General features: G+C 39.7%; 18 protein-coding genes and 1 pseudogene. 10 read left to right on the top strand and 9 right to left on the bottom strand.

All coding sequences use genetic code 11. The features are described from left to right. Window positions 1–71 precede the first annotated feature (71 nt). Window positions 72–815 carry a 5-formyltetrahydrofolate cyclo-ligase gene (locus tag RGB74_RS17675; protein ID WP_310760577.1) on the top strand — a complete coding sequence of 248 codons (744 nt, stop codon included), beginning with the start codon at window positions 72–74 and terminating at the stop codon, window positions 813–815. Here RGB74_RS17675 and RGB74_RS17670 read toward each other — a convergent pair. After that, window positions 793–1,368, bottom strand: coding sequence for a DJ-1/PfpI family protein (locus RGB74_RS17670; protein ID WP_310760576.1), 576 nt, complete (start codon window positions 1,366–1,368; stop codon window positions 793–795). The genes RGB74_RS17675 and RGB74_RS17670 overlap by 23 nt on opposite strands. Before the next feature lie 338 nt (window positions 1,369–1,706). On the opposite strand from RGB74_RS17670, the gene RGB74_RS17665 reads away from it, so the two are divergent. The 5 genes from RGB74_RS17665 (at window position 1,707) to qoxD (ending at window position 7,673) form a co-directional block, all read left to right on the top strand. Then, entirely contained in the window at window positions 1,707–3,059 is a 1,353-nt protein-coding gene (locus RGB74_RS17665) for an L-cystine transporter (protein WP_310762920.1), read from the top strand. 645 nt (window positions 3,060–3,704) lie between these two features. Beyond that, the gene (qoxA, locus tag RGB74_RS17660) at window positions 3,705–4,658 is read left to right on the top strand and encodes a cytochrome aa3 quinol oxidase subunit II (RefSeq protein WP_396135991.1); all 954 of its coding nucleotides are present in this window, start codon (window positions 3,705–3,707) and stop codon (window positions 4,656–4,658) included. 33 nt (window positions 4,659–4,691) lie between these two features. Then, window positions 4,692–6,632, top strand: coding sequence for a cytochrome aa3 quinol oxidase subunit I (gene qoxB / locus RGB74_RS17655; RefSeq protein WP_310760574.1), 1,941 nt, complete (start codon window positions 4,692–4,694; stop codon window positions 6,630–6,632). Between the two features lie 14 nt (window positions 6,633–6,646). Further along, on the top strand, window positions 6,647–7,267 hold the full coding sequence (gene qoxC / locus RGB74_RS17650; protein ID WP_310760573.1) for a cytochrome aa3 quinol oxidase subunit III: 621 nt from the start codon (window positions 6,647–6,649) through the stop codon (window positions 7,265–7,267). Next, the gene (qoxD, locus tag RGB74_RS17645) at window positions 7,260–7,673 is read left to right on the top strand and encodes a cytochrome aa3 quinol oxidase subunit IV (protein ID WP_310760572.1); all 414 of its coding nucleotides are present in this window, start codon (window positions 7,260–7,262) and stop codon (window positions 7,671–7,673) included. The genes qoxC and qoxD overlap by 8 nt, the downstream gene beginning before the upstream one ends. A gap of 639 nt (window positions 7,674–8,312) precedes the next feature. Here qoxD and RGB74_RS17640 read toward each other — a convergent pair. From RGB74_RS17640 to pdxK, 7 genes and pseudogenes are all read right to left on the bottom strand, one after another. Beyond that, window positions 8,313–8,780, bottom strand: a pseudogene (locus RGB74_RS17640) (nuclease-related domain-containing protein). 143 nt (window positions 8,781–8,923) lie between these two features. Beyond that, window positions 8,924–10,195 (bottom strand): glutamate-5-semialdehyde dehydrogenase, encoded by a 1,272-nt coding sequence (locus tag RGB74_RS17635; RefSeq protein WP_310760571.1) that lies wholly within the window; start codon window positions 10,193–10,195, stop codon window positions 8,924–8,926. A gap of 42 nt (window positions 10,196–10,237) precedes the next feature. Further along, the gene (proB, locus tag RGB74_RS17630) at window positions 10,238–11,374 is read right to left on the bottom strand and encodes a glutamate 5-kinase (RefSeq protein ID WP_310760570.1); all 1,137 of its coding nucleotides are present in this window, start codon (window positions 11,372–11,374) and stop codon (window positions 10,238–10,240) included. 296 nt (window positions 11,375–11,670) lie between these two features. After that, window positions 11,671–11,946, bottom strand: coding sequence for a spore morphogenesis/germination protein YwcE (locus RGB74_RS17625; RefSeq protein ID WP_310760569.1), 276 nt, complete (start codon window positions 11,944–11,946; stop codon window positions 11,671–11,673). 203 nt (window positions 11,947–12,149) lie between these two features. Then, window positions 12,150–12,794 (bottom strand): bacillithiol biosynthesis deacetylase BshB2, encoded by a 645-nt coding sequence (bshB2, locus tag RGB74_RS17620; RefSeq protein WP_310760568.1) that lies wholly within the window; start codon window positions 12,792–12,794, stop codon window positions 12,150–12,152. 15 nt (window positions 12,795–12,809) lie between these two features. Then, window positions 12,810–13,160 (bottom strand): YojF family protein, encoded by a 351-nt coding sequence (locus RGB74_RS17615; RefSeq protein ID WP_310760567.1) that lies wholly within the window; start codon window positions 13,158–13,160, stop codon window positions 12,810–12,812. A 128-nt stretch (window positions 13,161–13,288) separates the two neighbouring features. Continuing rightward, window positions 13,289–14,101, bottom strand: coding sequence for a pyridoxine/pyridoxal/pyridoxamine kinase (gene pdxK / locus RGB74_RS17610; RefSeq protein WP_310760566.1), 813 nt, complete (start codon window positions 14,099–14,101; stop codon window positions 13,289–13,291). A gap of 311 nt (window positions 14,102–14,412) precedes the next feature. Here pdxK and treP point away from each other — a divergent pair, with 311 nt between their 5' ends. The 3 genes from treP to treR all read left to right on the top strand — a co-directional run bounded on the left by treP (window position 14,413) and on the right by treR (window position 18,335). After that, window positions 14,413–15,822 (top strand): PTS system trehalose-specific EIIBC component, encoded by a 1,410-nt coding sequence (gene treP / locus RGB74_RS17605; RefSeq protein ID WP_310760565.1) that lies wholly within the window; start codon window positions 14,413–14,415, stop codon window positions 15,820–15,822. Between the two features lie 81 nt (window positions 15,823–15,903). Then, window positions 15,904–17,589 carry an alpha,alpha-phosphotrehalase gene (gene treC / locus RGB74_RS17600; RefSeq protein ID WP_310760564.1) on the top strand — a complete coding sequence of 562 codons (1,686 nt, stop codon included), beginning with the start codon at window positions 15,904–15,906 and terminating at the stop codon, window positions 17,587–17,589. 26 nt (window positions 17,590–17,615) lie between these two features. Further along, entirely contained in the window at window positions 17,616–18,335 is a 720-nt protein-coding gene (treR, locus tag RGB74_RS17595; protein WP_310760563.1) for a trehalose operon repressor, read from the top strand. Between the two features lie 215 nt (window positions 18,336–18,550). On the opposite strand, the gene RGB74_RS17590 is transcribed toward treR, so the two are convergent. Continuing rightward, the gene (locus tag RGB74_RS17590) at window positions 18,551–19,012 is read right to left on the bottom strand and encodes an NUDIX domain-containing protein (protein WP_310760562.1); all 462 of its coding nucleotides are present in this window, start codon (window positions 19,010–19,012) and stop codon (window positions 18,551–18,553) included. 175 nt (window positions 19,013–19,187) lie between these two features. On the opposite strand from RGB74_RS17590, the gene nhaC reads away from it, so the two are divergent. Further along, entirely contained in the window at window positions 19,188–20,588 is a 1,401-nt protein-coding gene (nhaC, locus tag RGB74_RS17585; protein WP_310760561.1) for a Na+/H+ antiporter NhaC, read from the top strand. The last annotated feature ends 240 nt before the right edge of the window (window positions 20,589–20,828 follow it).

The raw sequence follows: 20,828 nt of genomic DNA, 5'->3' as shown, positions 1-20,828 counted from the left end.
ATGCGAAACAGGAGAATAGTCCTTCTTTTGTTGGTGACTTTTATCCTATTAGAACGAAAAGGAGAAACATAATGAACAAAAAAGATGAAATCCGAAATCAAGTGTGGAACAAACTTTCACAAGAAAAACTGGGACGGTTTCCGTTTCCGCTCGTAAATCGAATTCCTAACTTTAAAGGAGCCGAGGCCGCAGCAAGATACATAACAGAAATGGAGCAATACAAAAGGGCAAACGTAATAAAAGTGAACCCAGATTCTCCTCAGCTGCCGCTCCGTACACAGATTTTAAAAGATGGAAAAATGCTGCTAGTTCCTACACCAAGGCTGAAAAAGGGGTTCATTCAGGTTAAACCGGAGTGGGTTCCAAAAGGTGAAGAAAGAAAAGCGGCTAGTCTTTCGAGCATCATGAAATATGGAAGGGTTCTTCCTTTGTCGCAAATGCCTGAAATTGACCTGATTGTAGTCGGTTCAGTTGCCATTCATCCTGATGGCAGGAGGTTAGGAAAAGGGGAAGGATATGCGGATCGGGAATATGCGATCATCAGGGAACTTGGCAATAATGAGGTTCCGATTATCACTTCGATACAAAGTGCACAGCTTGTAGAAGAGGATATCCCTGTTGATGTGTATGATTTGACGGTTGATTGGATTGCAACGGAAAAAGGGTTGATTAAAACAAATTCACCATACCCGAAACCAACAGGGATTGTGTGGAGTGAAGTGAGTAAAGAAGATATGGAAGCAATGCCAGTTTTAAAAGAAATCAAAGAGTGGATCTCAAAGCAGCTAGTAACTAAGCCAGTGAAGGTTCTCTAAAATATTGAAGTGGATATTCTTCAGTTTTTGGGACGATATTCAACTGGCGTAAAATTTCTTCAGCAAATTGGATATAGTTCGATCCTGTTGCCGTTACGACGTTTTGATCGACAACGAGTAATTCATCTCGCTTGTTTTCCCAATTTAATACATGTAAATATTCCATATCGTCTTTTGTGAGAGAGGCAGTGTACTGAACATGCTCAAAAATGCCAGCAGCTCCAAGTAATCCTGGTCCGCCGCAAATAGCACCGATTAAAATGTTTTGATCAAAAAAAGATCGGACCATGGAAATTACTTTTTTATTCTCAAAAAGAGTGAATGGGCTTCCGCCTGGAATAATGAGCGCACAATAATCTTCTGGATTCACTTCATCAAGGGTCAGGTCAGGCATAACTTTCATTCTACCTGTAGATGTCACAGTTTCTCCAGCTGCTTTATCCGAACAAGTAAAGAGATCAATATTAGTTTTTTTACCGCTTAAACAAGTGATTAAGATTGATACTTCAAATTCAGCAAAAGAATCGTAAACAAACATGAGAACTTTTTTCATTGGAAAACCCCCCTTATATATCCAAATTTTAACACCTGATAATATAAGTTAGCTACAAAAATAAAGGGACAACATGAATATTTTTATAAACAAAAGAATATACCTGTAACACAAGTAAATAAGCTCACAAAACTCTCAGCACAATTACAGTAAAGGCATGCTCTTTCAATTCAGAAGGCTTGCCTTTTGTTGTGCAAAAAGGAGGTGGTTGAAAAATATAAAGAAAAACGTATTCACAAGATCATTCCTATAAAGCGAAGGGCATTTGAAGTACTAACACGAAATAAGGGAGGGACTCGCAAGTGGATGCTACTTTGGTTTTATTGAATATTGCAATTATGCTTATCCTTTTAAGTGTATTGTTTTATATGCAAAAAAAGCATGTTTCTTTTTCAAAACGTGTGTTCACAGGTCTTGGATTAGGTATATTGTTTGGTCTCGTGCTTCAATATGGTTATGGTGCAGATTCTGAAGTAACTTCGACATCAACGGATTGGTTTAATCTTGTTGGAGCTGGATACGTAACCTTTCTAAAAATGATCGTTATGCCGCTTGTCTTTATTTCGATACTTTCAGCGTTCACTCGTTTAAATATGAAAGGAAATGTCGGAAAGTTAAGCGTGCTGATCATCGCATTACTTGTAGGTACTACTGCAGTAGCAGCCGTTGTGGGAATTGCAACGGCATCTGGATTCGGACTTGAAGCGGTACAAATCGACCAAGGTGATGCTGAAACAGCACGGGGTGAGCAGTTAGAAGGTACGTTTTCTCAGGTGAAAGACGTTACTTTGCCACAGCAAGTGCTGTCACTGCTGCCAGCAAATCCATTTTTAGACTTTACAGGTGCCAGAGCTACTTCAACAATCGCGGTCGTCATTTTTGCAGCTTTTATAGGTGTTGCTTATCTTGGTGTGAAGAGTAAGCAGGAAGAGCATGCTGAGACTTTTGCAAAAATTGTGGATGCTTTCTATTCCGTCATTATGCGTGTTGTGACGTTAGTTCTTCGCTTAACGCCATACGGAATTCTTGCCTTAATGACAAAAACGGTAGCTCTGAGTGATATGGATGCTATAGTAAAACTCGGTAAGTTCGTTGTTGCTTCGTATGTTGCCTTACTGATTATGTTTGCCATCCACTTGCTGCTGTTGATGTTGGCAGGTTTGAGTCCAGTAACATATATGAAAAAAGCTTTTCCGGTACTTTCGTTCTCTTTCACTTCACGAACGAGTGCAGGGGCGCTTCCTTTAAATATTCAAACGCAAAAAAGCATGGGTGTACCTGATGGAATTGCGAATTTTGCTGGATCATTCGGTTTATCAATCGGACAAAATGGATGCGCGGGAATATATCCTGCCATGCTCGCGGTAATGATCGCGCCGACAGTTGGCATTGATCCATTAACGCCATCCTTCTTATTAACACTGGTTCTGATTGTAGCTCTTAGCTCTTTTGGTGTAGCGGGGGTAGGAGGCGGAGCAACATTTGCTGCGATACTTGTATTGTCAGCGATGGATCTTCCAATAGCATTAGCAGGTTTGTTGATCTCGGTTGAACCGTTGATCGACATGGGACGTACGGCGCTGAATGTCAGCGGTGCAATGACAACAGGAATATTGACTAGTAAAATTAATAAACAGCTAGATTCGGAAGCGTACAATGATAGTGGAAACCAAGTGGATGTAAGTGCTTAATGAAATCCAAATAGATAAGAACGGTCTCACCGATTGTCGGTGAGACCGTTCTTTGTGTGGTGTGTTAGTTGAGGGTTGGGGACTGACCCCATACAATTTATTTCCCTTGCTGATATTGGGGATTTACCCAAAGGAGAATTCTAATTTATTCGCACTAAAAAATTCTTTTTCATATTTCAACGGGTTTTTTAAAGAATATTTCCGCAACCTAGCATTCCTAAAAATGAAGGAAGACTCAAAATTGCTCTAGAAGAGCATCATTTTGAGTCTTTTTTGTCATTTTTGTTTCGATTAATAGATCTTTCATGTGTGAAGCAATAAAAATTAGGGTAAAAATTATAAAACTGAGTCATTCTAAGAAGAGTCTGTTTTCCAACAGATGAAGGGTTTTCCAAATTAGTGAACATTGTTTGACGAAAGTGTGATAAAGTTGTGAGCTTTATTTGAAATACTTGTGACACTTCTGTTTTTTGAGGTTACTTTTTTGGACGTTTTGATACTATAGTGGCAGGGTTATTAGTTTTTGTTTGGTCTGCGAAAGACATTGTGATATACTTCACAATGTTAGAAATCTGCTCCATAATAGAAGCTAGATATCATTTAGTTAAAAAAGATGTTTTAAATAGAGAAAGGAAGGTGGACCTGGTGATGCAACGGTTAAAGCCGTTTTTGACATTCGGGTTGATGCTTGCTGTAGTTATGCTTAGCGGCTGCAGCGATATGGTAGTTCTAGATCCTAAAGGACCTGTGGGTCAACAACAGAAAGAACTGATCATGTATTCGATTGGATTCATGGCATTCATTCTAGTTGTTGTATATGCATTGTTTACTTTTATTGTTTATAAATACCGCGACCACAAAAATCATAAAGGCTATGATCCAGATAATGAAGGAAGTCATTTGCTTGAAACGATCTGGTGGATCATTCCGATTATTATTATAATTGCACTCGCAATTCCAACGATAAAATTAAATTATTCTTTAGAAGAGGCTCCGATTGCTGCTAAAGAAAAGGCTGACTCGAAAAAGGAACCTTTAGTGATTCACGCGACAGCTGTAGATTGGAAATGGATTTTTACCTATCCGGAGCAAGGGATTGAAACAGTTAACTACATTCACATCCCAGAAGATCGTCCTATTTTATTTAAATTAACTTCGGCTGACTCTATGGCATCGTTTTGGGTCCCTCAATTAGGGGGTCAAAAGTATGCGATGGCAGGTATGGAAACGAAGTTATATCTACTAGCGGATGAACAGGGAACGTATGAAGGAAGAAACTCTAACTTTACGGGGGAAGGGTTCACAAACCAAACATTTGATGTGAAATCCGTATCAGAAAGCGCTTTCGATAAATGGGCAACAGAAACAAAAAATAAAGCTCCGAAGTTAACGAAAGATCAGTATGATAAATTGTTGCTTCCGGGCCATACAAAACAAATGACGTTTTCTTCAACTCATTTAGGTTGGGTTAACCATGCCGAAATACAAGATTATGCTTTAAAAACACGTGAACGATTAGGCTATGAGCCAAAAGTTCCTCACTCTAGAGAAGCTAAAGAACAAAAAAAGAAGCTTGAAGAGTCAGAGTCTCATGAATAATCTCATGCCCAGTAGCAGAGGAGGCAATTAATAATGAAATGGGATGAATTTTTTGTAACAGGAGATCCGCTGATTTACGGTGCCGACGTTTCAATCGCATTAACAGCAGCGGGAATCTTGTTCTATTTAACATATTTTAAAAAATGGGGTTGGCTGTGGACAGAATGGCTAACAACCGTTGACCATAAAAAACTAGGGATTATGTATATCGTTTCAGCTGTACTAATGCTGTTCCGCGGTGGGGTTGACGCCTTATTAATGCGTACACAGCTGGCTGTACCGGATTCGAAATTCCTTGATTCACAGCATTACAATGAAATTTTCACAACACACGGAACGATCATGATTCTCTTTATGGCGATGCCGTTCGTAATAGGTTTGATCAACGTGGTTGTACCATTGCAGATTGGTGCTCGAGACGTTGCATTTCCTTACTTAAACGCAGTAAGTTTTTGGACATTTTTTATCGGTGCAATGCTGTTTAACATCTCGTTTGTTATAGGTGGATCACCTTCAGCAGGATGGACAAGTTACATGCCTCTTGCAAGTAACGCATTAAGTCCAGGACCTGGCCAGAACTATTACTTGCTAGGGCTTCAGATTTCAGGTATTGGTACGCTGCTAACCGGGATTAACTTCCTTGTTACGATTCTTAAAATGCGTGCACCTGGTATGACGTTGTTCCGCATGCCGATGTTTACTTGGTCAGCGCTTATGACGACGATTATTATCATTTTCGCTTTCCCTATTCTTACTGTAGCATTAGCATTAATGACGTTTGACCGTTTATTCGGGAGTCATTTCTTTACGCTGCAAGGTGCAGGGATGGATATGCTTTGGGCGAACCTTTTCTGGTTATGGGGTCACCCGGAAGTATATATCGTTATATTACCGGCGTTCGGTGTTTTTTCAGAAATCATTTCTACTTTTTCTAAAAAAACGTTGTTTGGTTATAAAGCTATGGTCTGGTCCATGCTTCTAATCGCTGGATACAGTTTCTTAGTATGGGTCCATCACTTCTTCACAATGGGCTCAGGAGCACTTGTTAACTCTGTATTCTCCGTTACGACAATGGCGATCGGAATACCTACCGGGGTTAAGATATTTAACTGGCTCTTTACGATGTATAAAGGAAAAATAGAATTTACTACCCCGATGCTTTGGGCACTAGGATTTATCGTAAACTTTGTTGTGGGTGGTATTACGGGTGTCATGCTTTCTATGGCAGCTGCTGACTATCAGTATCACAACACATATTTCCTAGTTGCACACTTCCACCATGTGTTGATTGCTGGAACGGTATTTGGATGCTTTGCAGGTCTTGTGTACTGGTATCCGAAAATGTTTGGCTACAAGTTAAATGAGCGAATTGGTAAATGGGTATTCTGGTTATTCGCAATTGGATTTAACGTATGTTTCTTGCCACAATACTTTCTTGGTTTTGATGGAATGCCTAGACGTGTGTACACATACAGTGAAGCATCTGGCTGGGGGCCATTGAACATGGTTTCTACAATTGGTGGTTTCTTGATGGGTGTTGCATTCTTGGTTCTTGTATACAACATGTACTACAGCTTCCGTTATGCGACACGCGAATTAACAGGCGATGCTTGGAATGGCCGTACTTTAGAATGGGCAACTCCTTCAGCGATGCCTCCTTTCTACAACTTTGCAAAGATACCGGTTGTTAATCGTCTAGATCACTTCTGGTATGCAAAACAAAACAACGAAGTAGAGAAACTAGAGGCTAAGGATATTAAGAAAATCCATATGCCTAGCAACTCTGGTGTTCCGTTCATCATGGGATCCTTCTTCTTTGTAGCAGGATTCGGAATGGTATTCGGCTGGTTTTGGATGGCTATCATCGGATTGATCGGTGTATTCGGCACAATGATTCATCGTTCGTTCGCTTATGATGACGGTTATTATGTAAGTGAAAAGGAAATTAAAGAAACTGAAAATATTTCTAATTAAGGAGGCGTGAAAAAATGGCACATGCAGAAACACATGACCCCGGCACGCCTTTAGAGTATCAATCAGAGACTGGACGTTTAAACATCCTCGGTTTCTGGATTTTTCTAGGGGCAGAACTTGCACTATTTGCTACGCTGTTTGCAACATACATGGTACTGATGCATCGTGTGGGAGATGGTCCGCCGCTTGGCGAGCTTTTTGAAGTGAAAAGTCTTTTGATTCAAACATTTTTACTGTTAACAAGCAGTTTCACGAGTGGTTTGGCGATTCATGAAATGCGCCGCCACAATGTAAAAGGTCTGATGATCTGGATGATTATCACGCTCGCGATGGGACTTGGATTCCTTGTATTTGAGATTAAAGAATTTGTGCATTTTGTGGGTGAAGGTGCAACAATCGGTACTAGTGCGGCTTGGTCAGGGTTCTTCGTTCTTGTAGGGACCCACGGTCTTCACGTAACAGTCGGTATCGCTTGGATTTCCATGATCTTATTACAAGTTTGGAGAAGAAAATTTACACCAGCCACTACTGCTAAATTGTTCATCTCAAGTCTTTACTGGCATTTTTTAGATGTTGTATGGATCTTTATCTTTACAGCAGTCTATCTAACAGGGATGGTGATGTATCATGGCTAATAAACAAGCAGCTGTCGATCACGGCGGATTCCCTTGGAAACTGTTAATTGGTTTCGTGCTATCCATCGTGCTGACGCTTGTTGCACTATGGGCTGCGTTATATACTGATTTTTCAATTACGACAATTTTGGTAGTTATCTTTGGGTTTGCGTTCTTGCAGGCTGCCCTGCAGCTACTCATGTTCATGCACGTGACCGAAAACTCTCAGAAAAACGGAATAACAGGCCGCGTTCAGGTTGGAAACGTCTTATTCGGATTCTTTGTAGCGATCGTAACCGTAATAGGTTCTGTCTGGGTACTGTCAGCAGGTCATGCGAAACATGATCCTCAAGAACACCACAACATGAATCACGAGAAAATGGATCATGAAAAAATGGACCACGATAAAATGGATATGGATCATTAATAGATATTTTTAAAAGCCCCTTGCTTACGAGCAGGGGGCTTTTTTGTGTTTTTTTTTGTTTTTGAGGGGTTAGAGACTGGATTCTAAGATTTTTTTAGTCTGTATGGAGGGATTCTTAATTAGTGTGGCGCTCGATTTGAAAAATACGAGCGCCAAACGTAAAATAATCGCGCGTATTTCATTACTTCAATGTTGGTAGTATATATTTTCGATTTTTATTTTTCCAATATGCGATAGATCCATATCTAGTAACAATCTTCTGGCCACATGCCTGGACGACAATTGAAGAAAGTCGCAAAATTTGCTTGTTTGAAATGGAGTTTCCGAATAAAAGCGTGTAATCATCCAAAGTAGGGATGTGGAGGTCTGGAGATTTATATGAGCATTTCGAACAGTACAATGCTCCATACTTCCTCATTACTGGCAAATGTAAGCACTTTGTACAATAGACACCTTTGATAATGTCGTTTTCTTCAATCTGAAACCTTGTTAATAAATCTGGGTTTTCTGGACTGTGCTGGCGTACTATTGTTTTAGATACTTTAGATAATTCTTTTCTCGATAACTTCTCGACAGTGTGCATTTTTTCTATGATATTAATTCGTTCTTGGAGATAAGGACTGTGAGTGATTTTTTCCTTCACTTCTTTAAAAGTGGGGGGGCTTTAATGATGGTTTTGGGGTTGCTCATAACTACTAAGGATTTCACTGGAATTTGCGGGACACGATTGCGGGCAAGCCATTCAAGTAGGTGTGACTGCTGGCGCTTAACCTTGAAAATAGGATTAGGGAAAGCTTCTTCAGTGCCGTCTTCTTTTTGACGGATCACTTGATTGAGATGGTCAAAAATTAATGTACCCGATATATTTTTTACTTCGAGGATTAGGAAATATCAAGGGGATACGAGAAGGGTATCAATTTGAAAAAAGCTTTCGTAACCTTCAAGCCTCAGATCATGAATAATGGAGTAACCTTTGCTAATCAAGGGTTTTAAAAAATAATCATTCGAGCGTTCACCGTAATGTCCATAAAGTCTGCCTCCTAATTCATCTTCAATGGCTAGTAACTTAGGATGAGTGTATGCCAATCTGCGTTGCAAAACTTCCATCTTTTGAATTCTTAACGATTTCGAACGATCTTTAACTAACATTCAATACCTCCTTTTTCCTTACTATTCTCCTTTAAATAAAATTTTCCTTCCGAAAAAAAAACAGCCCCTAAATGGGACTGCTAAGAATCAAAAATTCGTTTTTATCTAACCTGACCGTCACCTGTCATGCGGTATTTAATCGTTGTCAATGCTGGAAGTCCCATTGGACCGCGAGCATGTAATTTCTGAGTGGAGATTCCGATCTCAGCTCCAAATCCTAGTGCTGAGCCGTCTGTAAAACGAGTTGAGGCATTTTGGTATACAGCAGCTGCGTCAACAGCATTTAAGAAGTAGAGTGCGTTCTTACTATCTTCTGTTACGATTGCCTCGGAATGTTTCGTGCCGTATTTATCAATATGTGCTGCAGCTTCTTCAACTGAGTCTACTACTTTTACTGCAACAGCAAGGCTTAAATACTCTTCTGCCCAATCTTTTTCATTTGCCGGAATAACGTCTGGAAGCAATTCGGCTGCTTTTTCATCACCGTGAACTACAATTCCGTGTTTATCAAATAGCGCTTGTACTTTATCTTTGTTTGTTTCCAGCCATGCTTCATGGAAAATAAATGTTTCGGCTGCATTACATACGGCAGGGCGGTCTGTTTTTGCATTTTCAAGAATTGCTAAAGCTTTTTCAACATCAGCAAACTGATCCACATAAATGTGGCAGTTACCGACACCTGTTTCAAGAACGGGAACAGTAGCATTCTCAACAACCGTTTTAATAAGTGATCCGCCGCCTCGCGGAATAAGAACGTCGATATGTTCTTTCATCGTAAATAGCTGGCCGGCAGCTTCACGGTCTGTTGAAGCTATAAATTGAACAGCCTCAGCAGGAATTTTTGTTTCCGCAAGAGATTTGTGAATCACAGCAACTATAGCCTTGTTTGAGTTCAATGCGTTTGATCCGCCTTTCAGCACAATAGCGTTGCCTGATTTTAGAGCAAGACCTGTCGCATCCACTGTTACATTGGGACGAGCTTCATAAATCATGCCGATAACTCCTAAAGGAACGCGTACTTGTTCTACTTTTAGTCCGTTATCAAGCGTCCAGCCAGATAAAATTTCTCCGACTGGATCTTTTAAGTCTACAACTTCACGTAAACCGTTCGCAAAATCTTTCACACGTTCTTCCGTTAAACGAAGACGATCCATTAAAGCATCTGAAAATCCTTTTTCATCGCCTGATGATAAGTCTTTTTTATTTTCTTCTAAAATATATGCCGAATCCTTTTCGAGTTCATCTGCAATTGTTAGCAATGCTTCGTTTTTTTCTTTTTCAGTTAATAACGCGAGCTTTTTAGAAGCTTTCTGTGCAAGCTTTGCTTGTTGTTTTACGTTTAATTGTTTGGTTGTACTTTGTAAAGTACTCATCCAACGCCTCCCATAAAATTTTTAAACAACTGTTTAATGATATTAAAGTATCGGTGCTGCTAAGCGAGTATGGCATACAAGATCCTGGTTGTTGATTGCTTCTTCTGGTCCGATTTCGTCTGTCATTTTGTCCATTGAGAATCCTTTGATTTTAATGAGCTGTTTTGAAGAATAGTTTGATACACCTAGTCCGATTTCATTGCCATCCAAATCTTTAATGCGCACAACGGAACCCTTTTTAAAATGGCCGCTCACATAGCGGATTCCTGTAGGGTAGAGGCTTTGAAGTTCATCAATGCCTTCTTTTGCTTTGTTGGAAACTGTAATTTCACCTTCAGGACCGGAATGGAAAGCAATCCATTGACGCTTCATATCCAGATTAAATGAATTCTTTTCAGGGACAAAGTACGTTCCCCTTGCATTTCCCTTTACAGCTTGATGGATAATGTCAGGTGTTATTGCGTTACCAAGAAAAGATGAGATGCCAGATGCCATGGCAATTTTGACAGCATCAATTTTAGAACGCATGCCGCCTGTGCCGACCGCACTGCCAGGTTCGCCTGCAGATGCTTCGATTTCTGGTGTAATTTCCCTTACTTTTCTTAGTAGTTTAGCTTCAGGGTTTTTTCTTGGGTCTTCTGTATATAACCCATCTATATCTGAAAGGATAACGAGCTGATCGGCATCAACCAATCCCGCTACTTTAGCGGAAAGTGTGTCGTTATCTCCAAATTTCAAACGTTCGACAGTAACCGTATCATTTTCGTTCACAATCGGGATGATTCCACGATCTAAAAGAACATTAATTGTATTCCGTGCATTGTGGTAACGGTCACGATCTGAAAAGTCACTTCTTGTGATTAGTATTTGTGATGCTGTATAGCCATGTGAAATAAAACGCTCTGAGTAGGCTTCCATAAGTAAACCTTGGCCGATTGAAGCTGCCGCTTGTTTTTCAGCCAATGAAGTAGGGCGGTTTAGACAGCCTAGACGTCTATATCCCGCTGCAACTGCACCAGATGATACGAGCAGCACTTCATATCCTTCATCTTTTAATGCAACGACTTCATCTACAATACGTTCTAATTTGTGTCTGCTAATGTCTCCAAGCCGGCTTGTTAATGAGCTGCTTCCAATTTTCACAACAATACGTTTATTCGTTGATTCATGTAAAGACATATAAAGAATAATCACTCCTGTTTTAATCAATTTCCATCGTTTTTTTCGGTCAAAAATACAACGGTAATGAGTATAACGAAGGCTGGAATGAATGACAACAGGGTTTGGTGAGATAGTGTAGAAAATGGGCAAAAAGTGAAGAAAACTGAAGAAAAACGTGATATTCATGACAGGGAGGGTGAGAGAGGATGAGAGAGTGTCAGGGCATGTTATTCAGGGTAATTTTGTTCGAAGGTATTTTCCATAAAAAAACAAATCCCCCGCTAAATGTATAGAGGGGGATAATCATTAAATTTTTAAAGTTTAGCCTTTTCCACTTTACGTTTAGCTAAATATGGACGGCCCCAAACGACATACGCTGCGTAATGAGCAAAAAATACGTTAGCGATAAAAACAGTGATAAAGAACGCATGAACAAAAATATTCAAATGGTCATATGCCATGAAAAGCCCAACGTACGTCCATAATAGGGCGATGAACGGCGTTTGCAAGAGTGCAAGCTTGCGGCTATCGTTCCATAAGAATAACGGCGTCGCTGTCGCTACAAATAGATAAACCATAAAAACATCCATTACTGATCAACCCCTTGAAATAATGATGACGCTTTCAATTTTGACAATATAGCGTCTAATTTGTGAACGATTTGTTACAATTAGTATACCACAATAGGGGAAGATTACCACACGTTTTCATGTATTTTTTTGAAAATTCAACATTTGTCTAGAAAAAAAGAATCCGAAACCTTATGCAGGAAGCGAATTCTCTTAAAAATTATTTATATCGGATATCGATAAAATCTTTCATTTTGAACCCATTCAAGCATTTTTGGATCCTTTTCAACATTATTAACTAATAATTGAGTTTGAGACCTGTGTGCTTTAATGCAGTTCATCTTTTCTTCAAAAACATCAGACACATCGTTTATGATATGTGGTGCTCCAAGATCGTCAACTGTATTTTTAGCGAAAGCTACACATAATAGCTCGGGACGATCTAGTTCGGGAATGCTGCGGACTGCCCGAATAACGGCTCTAGCTGTTGCTTCATGATCTGGATGAACACTATATCCAGGGTAAAACGTGATGATCTTTGCAGGCTTTACCTCATCAATGACGGAAAGGAAACGATCAGCTAGAAGTTGTTCGTCCTCAAATTCGATAGTTTTGTCTCGCAATCCAAACTTTCGAAGGTCTGTTATTCCTATAGCTTTACATGCATCGTCTAACTCTTTTTCTCGAATTAACGGCAAAGATTCACGAGTAGCAAAAGGGGGATTTCCCATGTTTCTACCCATTTGTCCGAGTGTCAGACAAATATATGTCACAGGCAATCCTTTTTTAGTATGCTGAGCGATAGTCCCGGATACTCCAAACGCTTCATCGTCTGGGTGAGGGAAGATCACTAGTAAATGGTCTTTCATCTATAAAAACCTCCTTTATACGTCGAATGGAGTTGAGCTTAGCTGAAGTGATAGTGCTAAACGACCTTCTGCATCATGACCTGCCATCAGCAGCCGATCTTTTGAATCAATCTCCCAATGCGTCAGCCCTTCTGCATAAATCCAGCCTAAGTCTATTTTTAAACCAACACGAAAAGGACCATCGCCCATAATCTTGCCTGATGAGCAAATAACTTTTCCATTCCGGATATAGGCATTTACAGTTAATACTGCATCATTATTGTGATTGGCATAAGCGCCATTAGTTGTTTCTAAATGCAAATATTGTTCTTTTCCGATACGTTCGTCTAAAGCGGATTGAACATCTTGAGGTTGAATTGGCTGCATGCCGTCACTCTCCCATAAAAATAAGTTGTTCTTATTATAATTCAAATTTTTCATTTGCGTGAAACATATGCTCGTCCCAAATAAAGAGGAGAGCTGATCCATTAAGACCAGCTCCCTCAAGTGACTTATTATTTTTCTAACTTTTCACGATATGCTCCATGCCAAGTCGGTCCAACGTATTGATTTAACTGGAATCCAGCTGAAATCGCCTCTGTAATAAAATCCTTCGCTGTCAAAATCGCTTCGCGTACAGGCTTTCCTTTTGCAAGTTCGGCTGTTATTGCTGCTGAGAACGTACAGCCAGCCCCATGTGTCCAAGTTGTTTCAATGCGATCTGATTCTAATACTTCAAATTCATTCCCATCATACAATACATCTACTGCATTTTCATGATCCAGTTTACCGCCGCCTTTAACGACAACATATTTAGCGCCATTAGACTGGATTTTATGAGCAGCTTCCATCATTTGTTCTACTGTTGTAATAGGAGCCATTCCTGCTAATTGAGCAGCTTCAAAAAGATTTGGAGTAACGACAGTAGCTTTTGGTACAAGAATGTTTTGCAAAGTTGTCGCCAATTCCGGATGAATCGGTTCTGCGCCTTTACAAACCATTACCGGATCTACAACAACGTTTTGAAGATTATGCTTCTCGATTATTTGAGCGGTTGTCTCAATCACTTCAACGGATGCAAGCATTCCTGTTTTCAGTGCATCAACACCAATTCCGGCAATAACGGTTTCAAGCTGTGCTTTGAAAAGGTCGATGGGAAGTAAAAATACTTCGTGAAACCAGTCACGATGTGGGTCTTGAGCAACAACTACGTTCAGGGCATTCATCCCATATACGCCAAGTTCTTGGAAGGTTTTTAGATCGGCTTGTATTCCAGCTCCTCCACTAGTATCTGAGCCTGCAATTGTAAGTACTTTTTTAGGTGCCATTATTTAATCTCCTTTATTTACGTTTATCACTATTATCTCTATTAAATTATAACAAAAGAAAAAATGAAAAGAAAAAGGGATGAACTGACAGGTAAAAAAGACCAGATAAATTGAAAAGGTTGACGGATTTGTATATACAAGATAAGCTTATTTTGCAATATGTATATACAAGTTTATCTAGCGGGTTGAAAACGCTTCATAAACATCACCAGATTAAACTTATTGTTTTCATCACATGATAAACAAGGGTATAGAAATTCATACGTTCTTTTTTGAAGTGTTATGGAAACGGTTACTAGGAGGGAATAAATATGAGTAAAATCCGTGAATCAGCTGAGCAGATTGTACAGGCTCTCGGCGGAAAAGAAAATATATCAGCGGCAACACACTGTGTCACCAGACTTCGATTAGCATTAAACGACGAAGGGAAAGTGGACAAGGATGCACTCGAGAACATCGATCTCGTTAAAGGTTCCTTTTCAGCAAATGGGCAATATCAAGTCGTTATCGGGCAAGGCACAGTAGATAAAGTTTATAACGAATTTATTGATATTACAGGAACTGGCCGAGCTTCGAAAGAGGATATTAAAGATGAAGCAAGCAAGAAGCTTAATCCGCTGCAAAGAGCGATTAAAGCGTTAGCTGACATTTTTATTCCGATCCTTCCTGCCATTGTAACTGCAGGTCTGTTAATGGGGATTAACAATATTTTGACTGGACCGGGAATTTTTTATGATAAAAAATCCTTTATTGATGTTCATCAAAACTGGGCAGATCTTGCGGGGATTATAAATTTAATCGCTAATACAGCCTTTGTTTTCTTGCCGGGACTGATTGGCTGGTCCGCTGTGAAAAAGTTTGGCGGAAGTCCGCTTCTCGGTATTGTGCTTGGCCTGATGCTTGTTCATCCAGATCTTCTCAATGCCTGGGATTATGGGAAAACAAAAGATATCCCAACATGGAATCTGTTCGGTTTACCGGTAGAAAAAGTCGGTTATCAAGGACAAGTATTACCTGTACTAATCGCATCATGGGTTTTAGCAAGAATTGAACTTTTCTTGAAAAAACGAATTCCAGACGCTCTTCAATTGCTTCTTGTTGCTCCGATTACGTTATTGATTACAGGTTTTTTGGCATTTATCGTTATTGGTCCTATTACGTTTTCAATAGGGAACGCCATTACAGATTTCTTCGTAATGATTTTCCATAACTATGCATGGCTAGGCGGTCTGATTTATGGCGGATTGTACTCACTTCTCGTTGTAACAGGCATGCATCACACGTTCTTAGCAGTTGATCTGCAGTTGATTTCTAATACAGGCGGAACGTTCCTATGGCCAATTCTTGCACTGTCTAATATTGCACAAGGTTCTTCAGCTCTTGCAATGTTCTTTACAACAAAAGACGAAAAGCTTAAAGGTTTGTCAGGAACTTCAGCACTGTCTGCATATCTTGGTATTACAGAACCGGCAATGTTCGGGGTGAACTTGCGCTTTAAATATCCGTTTATTTTTGCAATGGTCGGTTCAGCTATTGCTGGTATAGTCATCACAACAGCTGGTGTGCGGGCATCTTCCATCGGTGTAGGCGGTATTCCAGGTTTCTTATCAATCTTACCGGGAAGCTGGGTTTCATTCTTTATCGGAATGGCGATTGCACTAGTGGTACCGTTCGTATTAACGTTTATCTATGCAAAAGTAAAAAAAGATAAGCAAGCATAAAAAACAACTAAACAGTACCAGCCGGGTGGCTTTTGCCAAACGGTTGTTTTCATTACAAAAACATTCTGGCGGTGAACATACATGAAAAACGAACCTTGGTGGAAACGATCGGTCGTCTATCAAATTTATCCGAAAAGCTTTAATGATACGACTGGTAACGGAACGGGTGATATTCAAGGAATCATCGATAAATTAGATTATTTGAAGAAGCTTGGGGTGGATGTGCTCTGGCTTACACCGATCTATGATTCACCACAGCGTGACAACGGTTATGATATACGTGATTACTTTCAAATTTTTGAAGAATACGGGACAATGGAAGACTTTGACCGCTTACTGAAAGAAGCTCATAACAGAGACTTGAAAATCATTATGGATATCGTTGTGAACCATACGAGTACAGAACATGAATGGTTTAAACAATCACGCTCATCAAAAGATAATCCATATCGTGATTTTTACATTTGGAAAGACATTGTTGACGATGGGGAACCGAGCAACTGGGTATCAAAATTTGGCGGTTCTGCTTGGAAGCTTGACGAACAAACAGGACAATACTATCTGCATTTGTTCGATGTCACGCAAGCTGATCTCAACTGGGAGAACGAAGAGGTTCGTCAAAAAGTTTATGAAATGATGAACTACTGGTTTGAAAAAGGGGTAGATGGTTTCCGTTTAGATGTTATCAATCTCATTTCTAAAAATCAGGATTTTCCGAATGATGATGGGTCTGTCGCTCCAGGAGATGGACGGAAATTTTACACAGATGGTCCAAAAGTTCATGAGTACATGCAGGAAATGAACAAAGAAGTTTTCTCCAAGTACGATGTTTTAACGGTAGGGGAGATGTCTTCCACGACAATTGATAACTGTGTGAAATACTCAAATCCTGACCGGAAAGAATTAAGCATGACGTTTAACTTTCACCATTTGAAAGTTGATTACCCGAACGGTGAAAAGTGGAGTGTTGCAAATTTTGACTTTTTAAAGTTAAAAGACATCCTTTCCACATGGCAAGTTGAAATGAACAAAGGAGACGGCTGGAATGCGCTTTTCTGGTGCAACCATGATCAGCCTCGAATCGTTTCCCGTTATGGGGATGACGGAAAATATCGGGTAGAATCGGCAAAAATGCTCGCTACAACCATTCATATGATGCAAGGAACCCCTTATATTTATCAAGGGGAAGAGTTTGGGATGACAAATCCGAAATACGATTCCATCGACCAATACCGTGACGTTGAATCTTTGAACATCTTTCAGTTGCTGAAAGAAGAAGGCAGGGACGAAGAAGAAATCTTAGAAATTTTAAAACATAAATCACGGGATAATTCACGTACGCCTGTTCAATGGAATGATAAGAAGAATGCGGGATTCACAACAGGTACACCATGGATTCCTGTCGCAGACAACTATAAGGAAATCAACGCTGAGGCAGCAGTTGCAGACAATCAGTCGATTTTTTATCATTATCAAAAGCTGAACATGCTGCGCAAAGAACTGGCGATTATAACATACGGCAATTATGAACTGCTTTTAAAAGATCATCCTGAAATCTTTGCTTATGCAAGGAACGGTGAGGATGAAAAACTTCTTGTAGTAAATAATTTTTACGGTAAAGAAACAGCGTTCACACTTCCGCAAGGAGCTATTGTAGAAGGCTATTCTGGAAAAGTGCTGATCAGCAATTATGATTCGGCACCTGCGGATTTTACACAATTTACACTGAGACCGTATGAATCAGTCGTGTTTCACTTGAAAAAATAGTGCTACAATAATTATGGTGAAGAATGATGACAAGAAAAAACAAATTTCAAGAGATCTATCAAGAAATTACAGCTCAAATTAAAGAAGGTTTATTTCCAGCTCACACACAGCTGCCTTCTGAACACGAACTTGCTGAGCGCTATGAAACATCCAGGGAAACGGTTAGAAAAGCACTGAACCTTTTATCTCAAAACGGATTTATTCAAAAAATACGCGGTAAAGGGTCAATCGTTTTGGAAAACAATAAATTGAGTTTTCCTGTTTCAGGGCTGGTAAGCTTTCAAGAACTGTCAGAGTCAATGGGTAAAAGCAGTGTAACGACTGTACATGAGTTTGGATTGATCCAGCCTGATGAATTTTTGCAGCAGCAGCTACAAGCTGAACCAGATGATGAGTTATGGAAAGTAATTCGATCTAGACAAATTGATGGTGAAAAAATCATTTTGGACAAAGATTTCTTTTTGAAAAAATACGTTCCAACCTTTTCAAAGGAAGTGGCGGAGAAATCGATCTACGCCTATTTGGAAAAAGAACTTGGACTTAAGATCAGTTTCGCAAAAAAAGAAATCATGGTTGAAAACTGTACAGCAGAAGATAAACGATTGCTGGATTTAGACGGTTTTCAGCATATTGTTGTAGTGAAAAACTATGTGTATTTAGATGATGCGAATCTTTTTCAGTACACAGAATCCCGGCATAGGCTGGATAAGTTCCGTTTTGTAGATTTCGCAAGACGGGGAAGATAGCAAGAAGGAGTGAGGCTAAAAAATGCCTCACTTTTTTTGTTGGTTATGATAGGTGTGATTTTCAAGTACGGTTTGTCGAATATTGACGGCTTGTGTTTATATTCAGCCTTTTTGTGGCATTAAATTGTATTTATCACTGAAATTGTTAATTTTCGTGGATTTCAGGATAATAAATGTGTATATATTTGAAATTAATATGTAATTGGTTTTAATTCCTAATTGATATCTCCAATATAAGCTCCACCCACTGCATTTTTAGCTTGAATTCTTCCAATCAGCTCACGAGGATAGAAATTGTAATCGCCTAAAGCTGAAATTGACAGCCAAACGACATCCGTTTGGGTAGTATCCGGTTCCGCTGGTGTGAATTCCTCGGGGATTTCCTCTAACACAACTTTAAATATATGTTCAACAATATGCGTTTCCTTATTTTCAGGTTGGTTGGTAACGTGATTTTTGCTGATAAATTCACGCACCCAAATTAATTCTTTAACCTTTACATTGACTCCGATTTCTTCTTTGCACTCACGAATAACTGCTTCAGCTAATGTTTCGTTAAATTCTTGACCGCCGCCTGGGAGGATAAATTTTTTTATACCATTGTTTTGTTTTTCTATTGTAAGTAAGCGGTTCTCAAGAATGATCAATGCTTTAACGGAGCTTCTAATCTTGTACATGATACAGTTCCTCCTAAAATTGCTTTCTTTAATTTACCATTCTCCAGCTGTTGACAGCCTCTGTAAAGTTCGATAATATTTAAAACAGTTACCGTTATACTTCAACGCGTAAAAGCGTTTAAGTGTGCAAGTGAACGGATAAGCGGTTGTAGATTAACGAACGGAGAGATTTAACATGAAGAAACAAATGACTTTACCAGTAGCACTAGTTATTTTTACAGCGATCTTTGCTGTGATGTTCACTAGTCTTGTATATATAAAAGTGGAGCCTCATATTCCTTTGCTCTCATCATTAATTTTGGTATCGGCAATTGGAGCCTTTTTTGGAGCTAAATGGACAACGATCGAAAAAGGAATTATTAATGGGATTGTATCTGGATTGCAGCCGATCTTTATTTTATTAACGGTCGGTCTGGTTATCGCAAGCTGGATGTTAAGCGGAACTGTACCGACATTGCTTTTTTACGGTATGGATATCATCCAGCCTGAGTGGTTTGCTTTAAGTGCGTTATTTATTACGATTCTTGTTTCAAGTTTCACTGGCAGTTCTTTTACAACAGTAGGAACTGTAGGAGTAGCTTTAATGGGAATCAGCCATGTTCTTGGTGTGAACCCTGCATTAGCTGCGGGTGCTATCGTCTCAGGTGCGTGTTTTGGTGATAAAATGTCGCCGCTATCTGACTCGACCAACTTTGCGCCGGGGATTGCTGGGGTAAATATGTTTGACCATATCCGTCATATGATGTGGACGACAGTTCCGGCACTTATTCTTACGGCAATCGCATTCTATGTGTTAGGCGGAGATGGAGCAGGTACTGCAAATTTTAAAGAAATAAAAGAAATCCAGTCCGTTCTTTCGGATCAGTTTCCGATTCACTCTCTAACATTAGTTTCTCCATTATTAGTACTTATCCTGGCATTTCGTAAACTGCCGATCATGCCTGTTTTATTAACAGGAGTCCTAGTTTCAATCGCTATTTCATTCATTTTGATTCCTGATTTAACGGTTCAAAAAGTAATGAATGTTATGCAGAACGGTCTACAGATCGATACTGGGAACGATGCAGTCAACAACATCGTAAATAAAGGCGGTCTCATGTCAATGATGTGGTCGATCTCCTTGATTCTGATTGCTCTAGCGTTAGGTGGAGTAATTCAGGCACTTGGATTGTTTGAACTATTGTTTGCATCTGTAAAAAACACGACTCAAAAAGCAGGGAAGCTTATTGTAACAACATTAGCTTCTTCAGTAGGGGTCAACTTGCTGGCAGGGGAGATGTACTTGTCCATTCTTTTACCAGGTCAAGCGTTAAAAGATGCGTATGAAAAATCAGGAGTTCCGTTAAAAAACTTATCAAGAACGTTAGAAGATGGCGGGACACTTGTAAATCCGCTTGTCCCTTGGAGTGTGAGCGGAGCTTTCTTTGCTTCGACACTTGGGGTTTCAGTGCTGGAATACATCCCATTCGCCTTATTCTTATGGCTATCGCCGATGTTCACTTTAGTACTGGCATACACAGGATGGAGTGTTAAAACAAAAAATGCAGGGGAACTTGAAAAACAAACAGCGGCATAAATAGAAATGAAAGACTCAAATGTGATTTTTCATCCTTTTGAGTCTTTTTTTATTTGGCTGTTTTCGTATTCATTGTTGCTTTTGAAAGTATTTGAGTTCCGTTCCAGGTTGCTCGCTTTCCGCGGGGCAAGCGGTGAGCCACATTCGGACGTTTCACGTTAAGTGTCTCACCTGCCCGCCTGTCCCGCAGGAGTCTCGCACCTTCCACTCCAATCAACCATCTAAGAAGACAATAAAAAA

Origin of the sequence: Bacillus sp. NEB1478 (assembly GCF_031582965.1) — a bacterium.
In the GTDB taxonomy this organism is placed as follows: Bacteria; Bacillota; Bacilli; order Bacillales; family Fictibacillaceae; genus Fictibacillus.
Note: the sequence above shows the minus strand (reverse complement) of the source record. Positions and strands in the feature narration are given on the sequence as shown.

Coding starts and splice junctions, on each gene's coding strand:
- qoxB (WP_310760574.1), top strand. CDS start 4,692: ATGAAATGGGATGAATTTTTTGTAACAGGAGATCCGCTGATTTACGGT.
- proB (WP_310760570.1), bottom strand. CDS start 11,374: ATGTCTTTACATGAATCAACGAATAAACGTATTGTTGTGAAAATTGGA.
- treP (WP_310760565.1), top strand. CDS start 14,413: ATGAGTAAAATCCGTGAATCAGCTGAGCAGATTGTACAGGCTCTCGGC.
- RGB74_RS17670 (WP_310760576.1), bottom strand. CDS start 1,368: ATGAAAAAAGTTCTCATGTTTGTTTACGATTCTTTTGCTGAATTTGAA.
- treR (WP_310760563.1), top strand. CDS start 17,616: ATGACAAGAAAAAACAAATTTCAAGAGATCTATCAAGAAATTACAGCT.
- pdxK (WP_310760566.1), bottom strand. CDS start 14,101: ATGGCACCTAAAAAAGTACTTACAATTGCAGGCTCAGATACTAGTGGA.
- bshB2 (WP_310760568.1), bottom strand. CDS start 12,794: ATGAAAGACCATTTACTAGTGATCTTCCCTCACCCAGACGATGAAGCG.
- RGB74_RS17635 (WP_310760571.1), bottom strand. CDS start 10,195: ATGAGTACTTTACAAAGTACAACCAAACAATTAAACGTAAAACAACAA.
- nhaC (WP_310760561.1), top strand. CDS start 19,188: ATGAAGAAACAAATGACTTTACCAGTAGCACTAGTTATTTTTACAGCG.
- RGB74_RS17590 (WP_310760562.1), bottom strand. CDS start 19,012: ATGTACAAGATTAGAAGCTCCGTTAAAGCATTGATCATTCTTGAGAAC.
- qoxC (WP_310760573.1), top strand. CDS start 6,647: ATGGCACATGCAGAAACACATGACCCCGGCACGCCTTTAGAGTATCAA.
- RGB74_RS17675 (WP_310760577.1), top strand. CDS start 72: ATGAACAAAAAAGATGAAATCCGAAATCAAGTGTGGAACAAACTTTCA.
- qoxD (WP_310760572.1), top strand. CDS start 7,260: ATGGCTAATAAACAAGCAGCTGTCGATCACGGCGGATTCCCTTGGAAA.
- RGB74_RS17665 (WP_310762920.1), top strand. CDS start 1,707: ATGCTTATCCTTTTAAGTGTATTGTTTTATATGCAAAAAAAGCATGTT.
- treC (WP_310760564.1), top strand. CDS start 15,904: ATGAAAAACGAACCTTGGTGGAAACGATCGGTCGTCTATCAAATTTAT.
- RGB74_RS17625 (WP_310760569.1), bottom strand. CDS start 11,946: ATGGATGTTTTTATGGTTTATCTATTTGTAGCGACAGCGACGCCGTTA.
- RGB74_RS17615 (WP_310760567.1), bottom strand. CDS start 13,160: ATGCAGCCAATTCAACCTCAAGATGTTCAATCCGCTTTAGACGAACGT.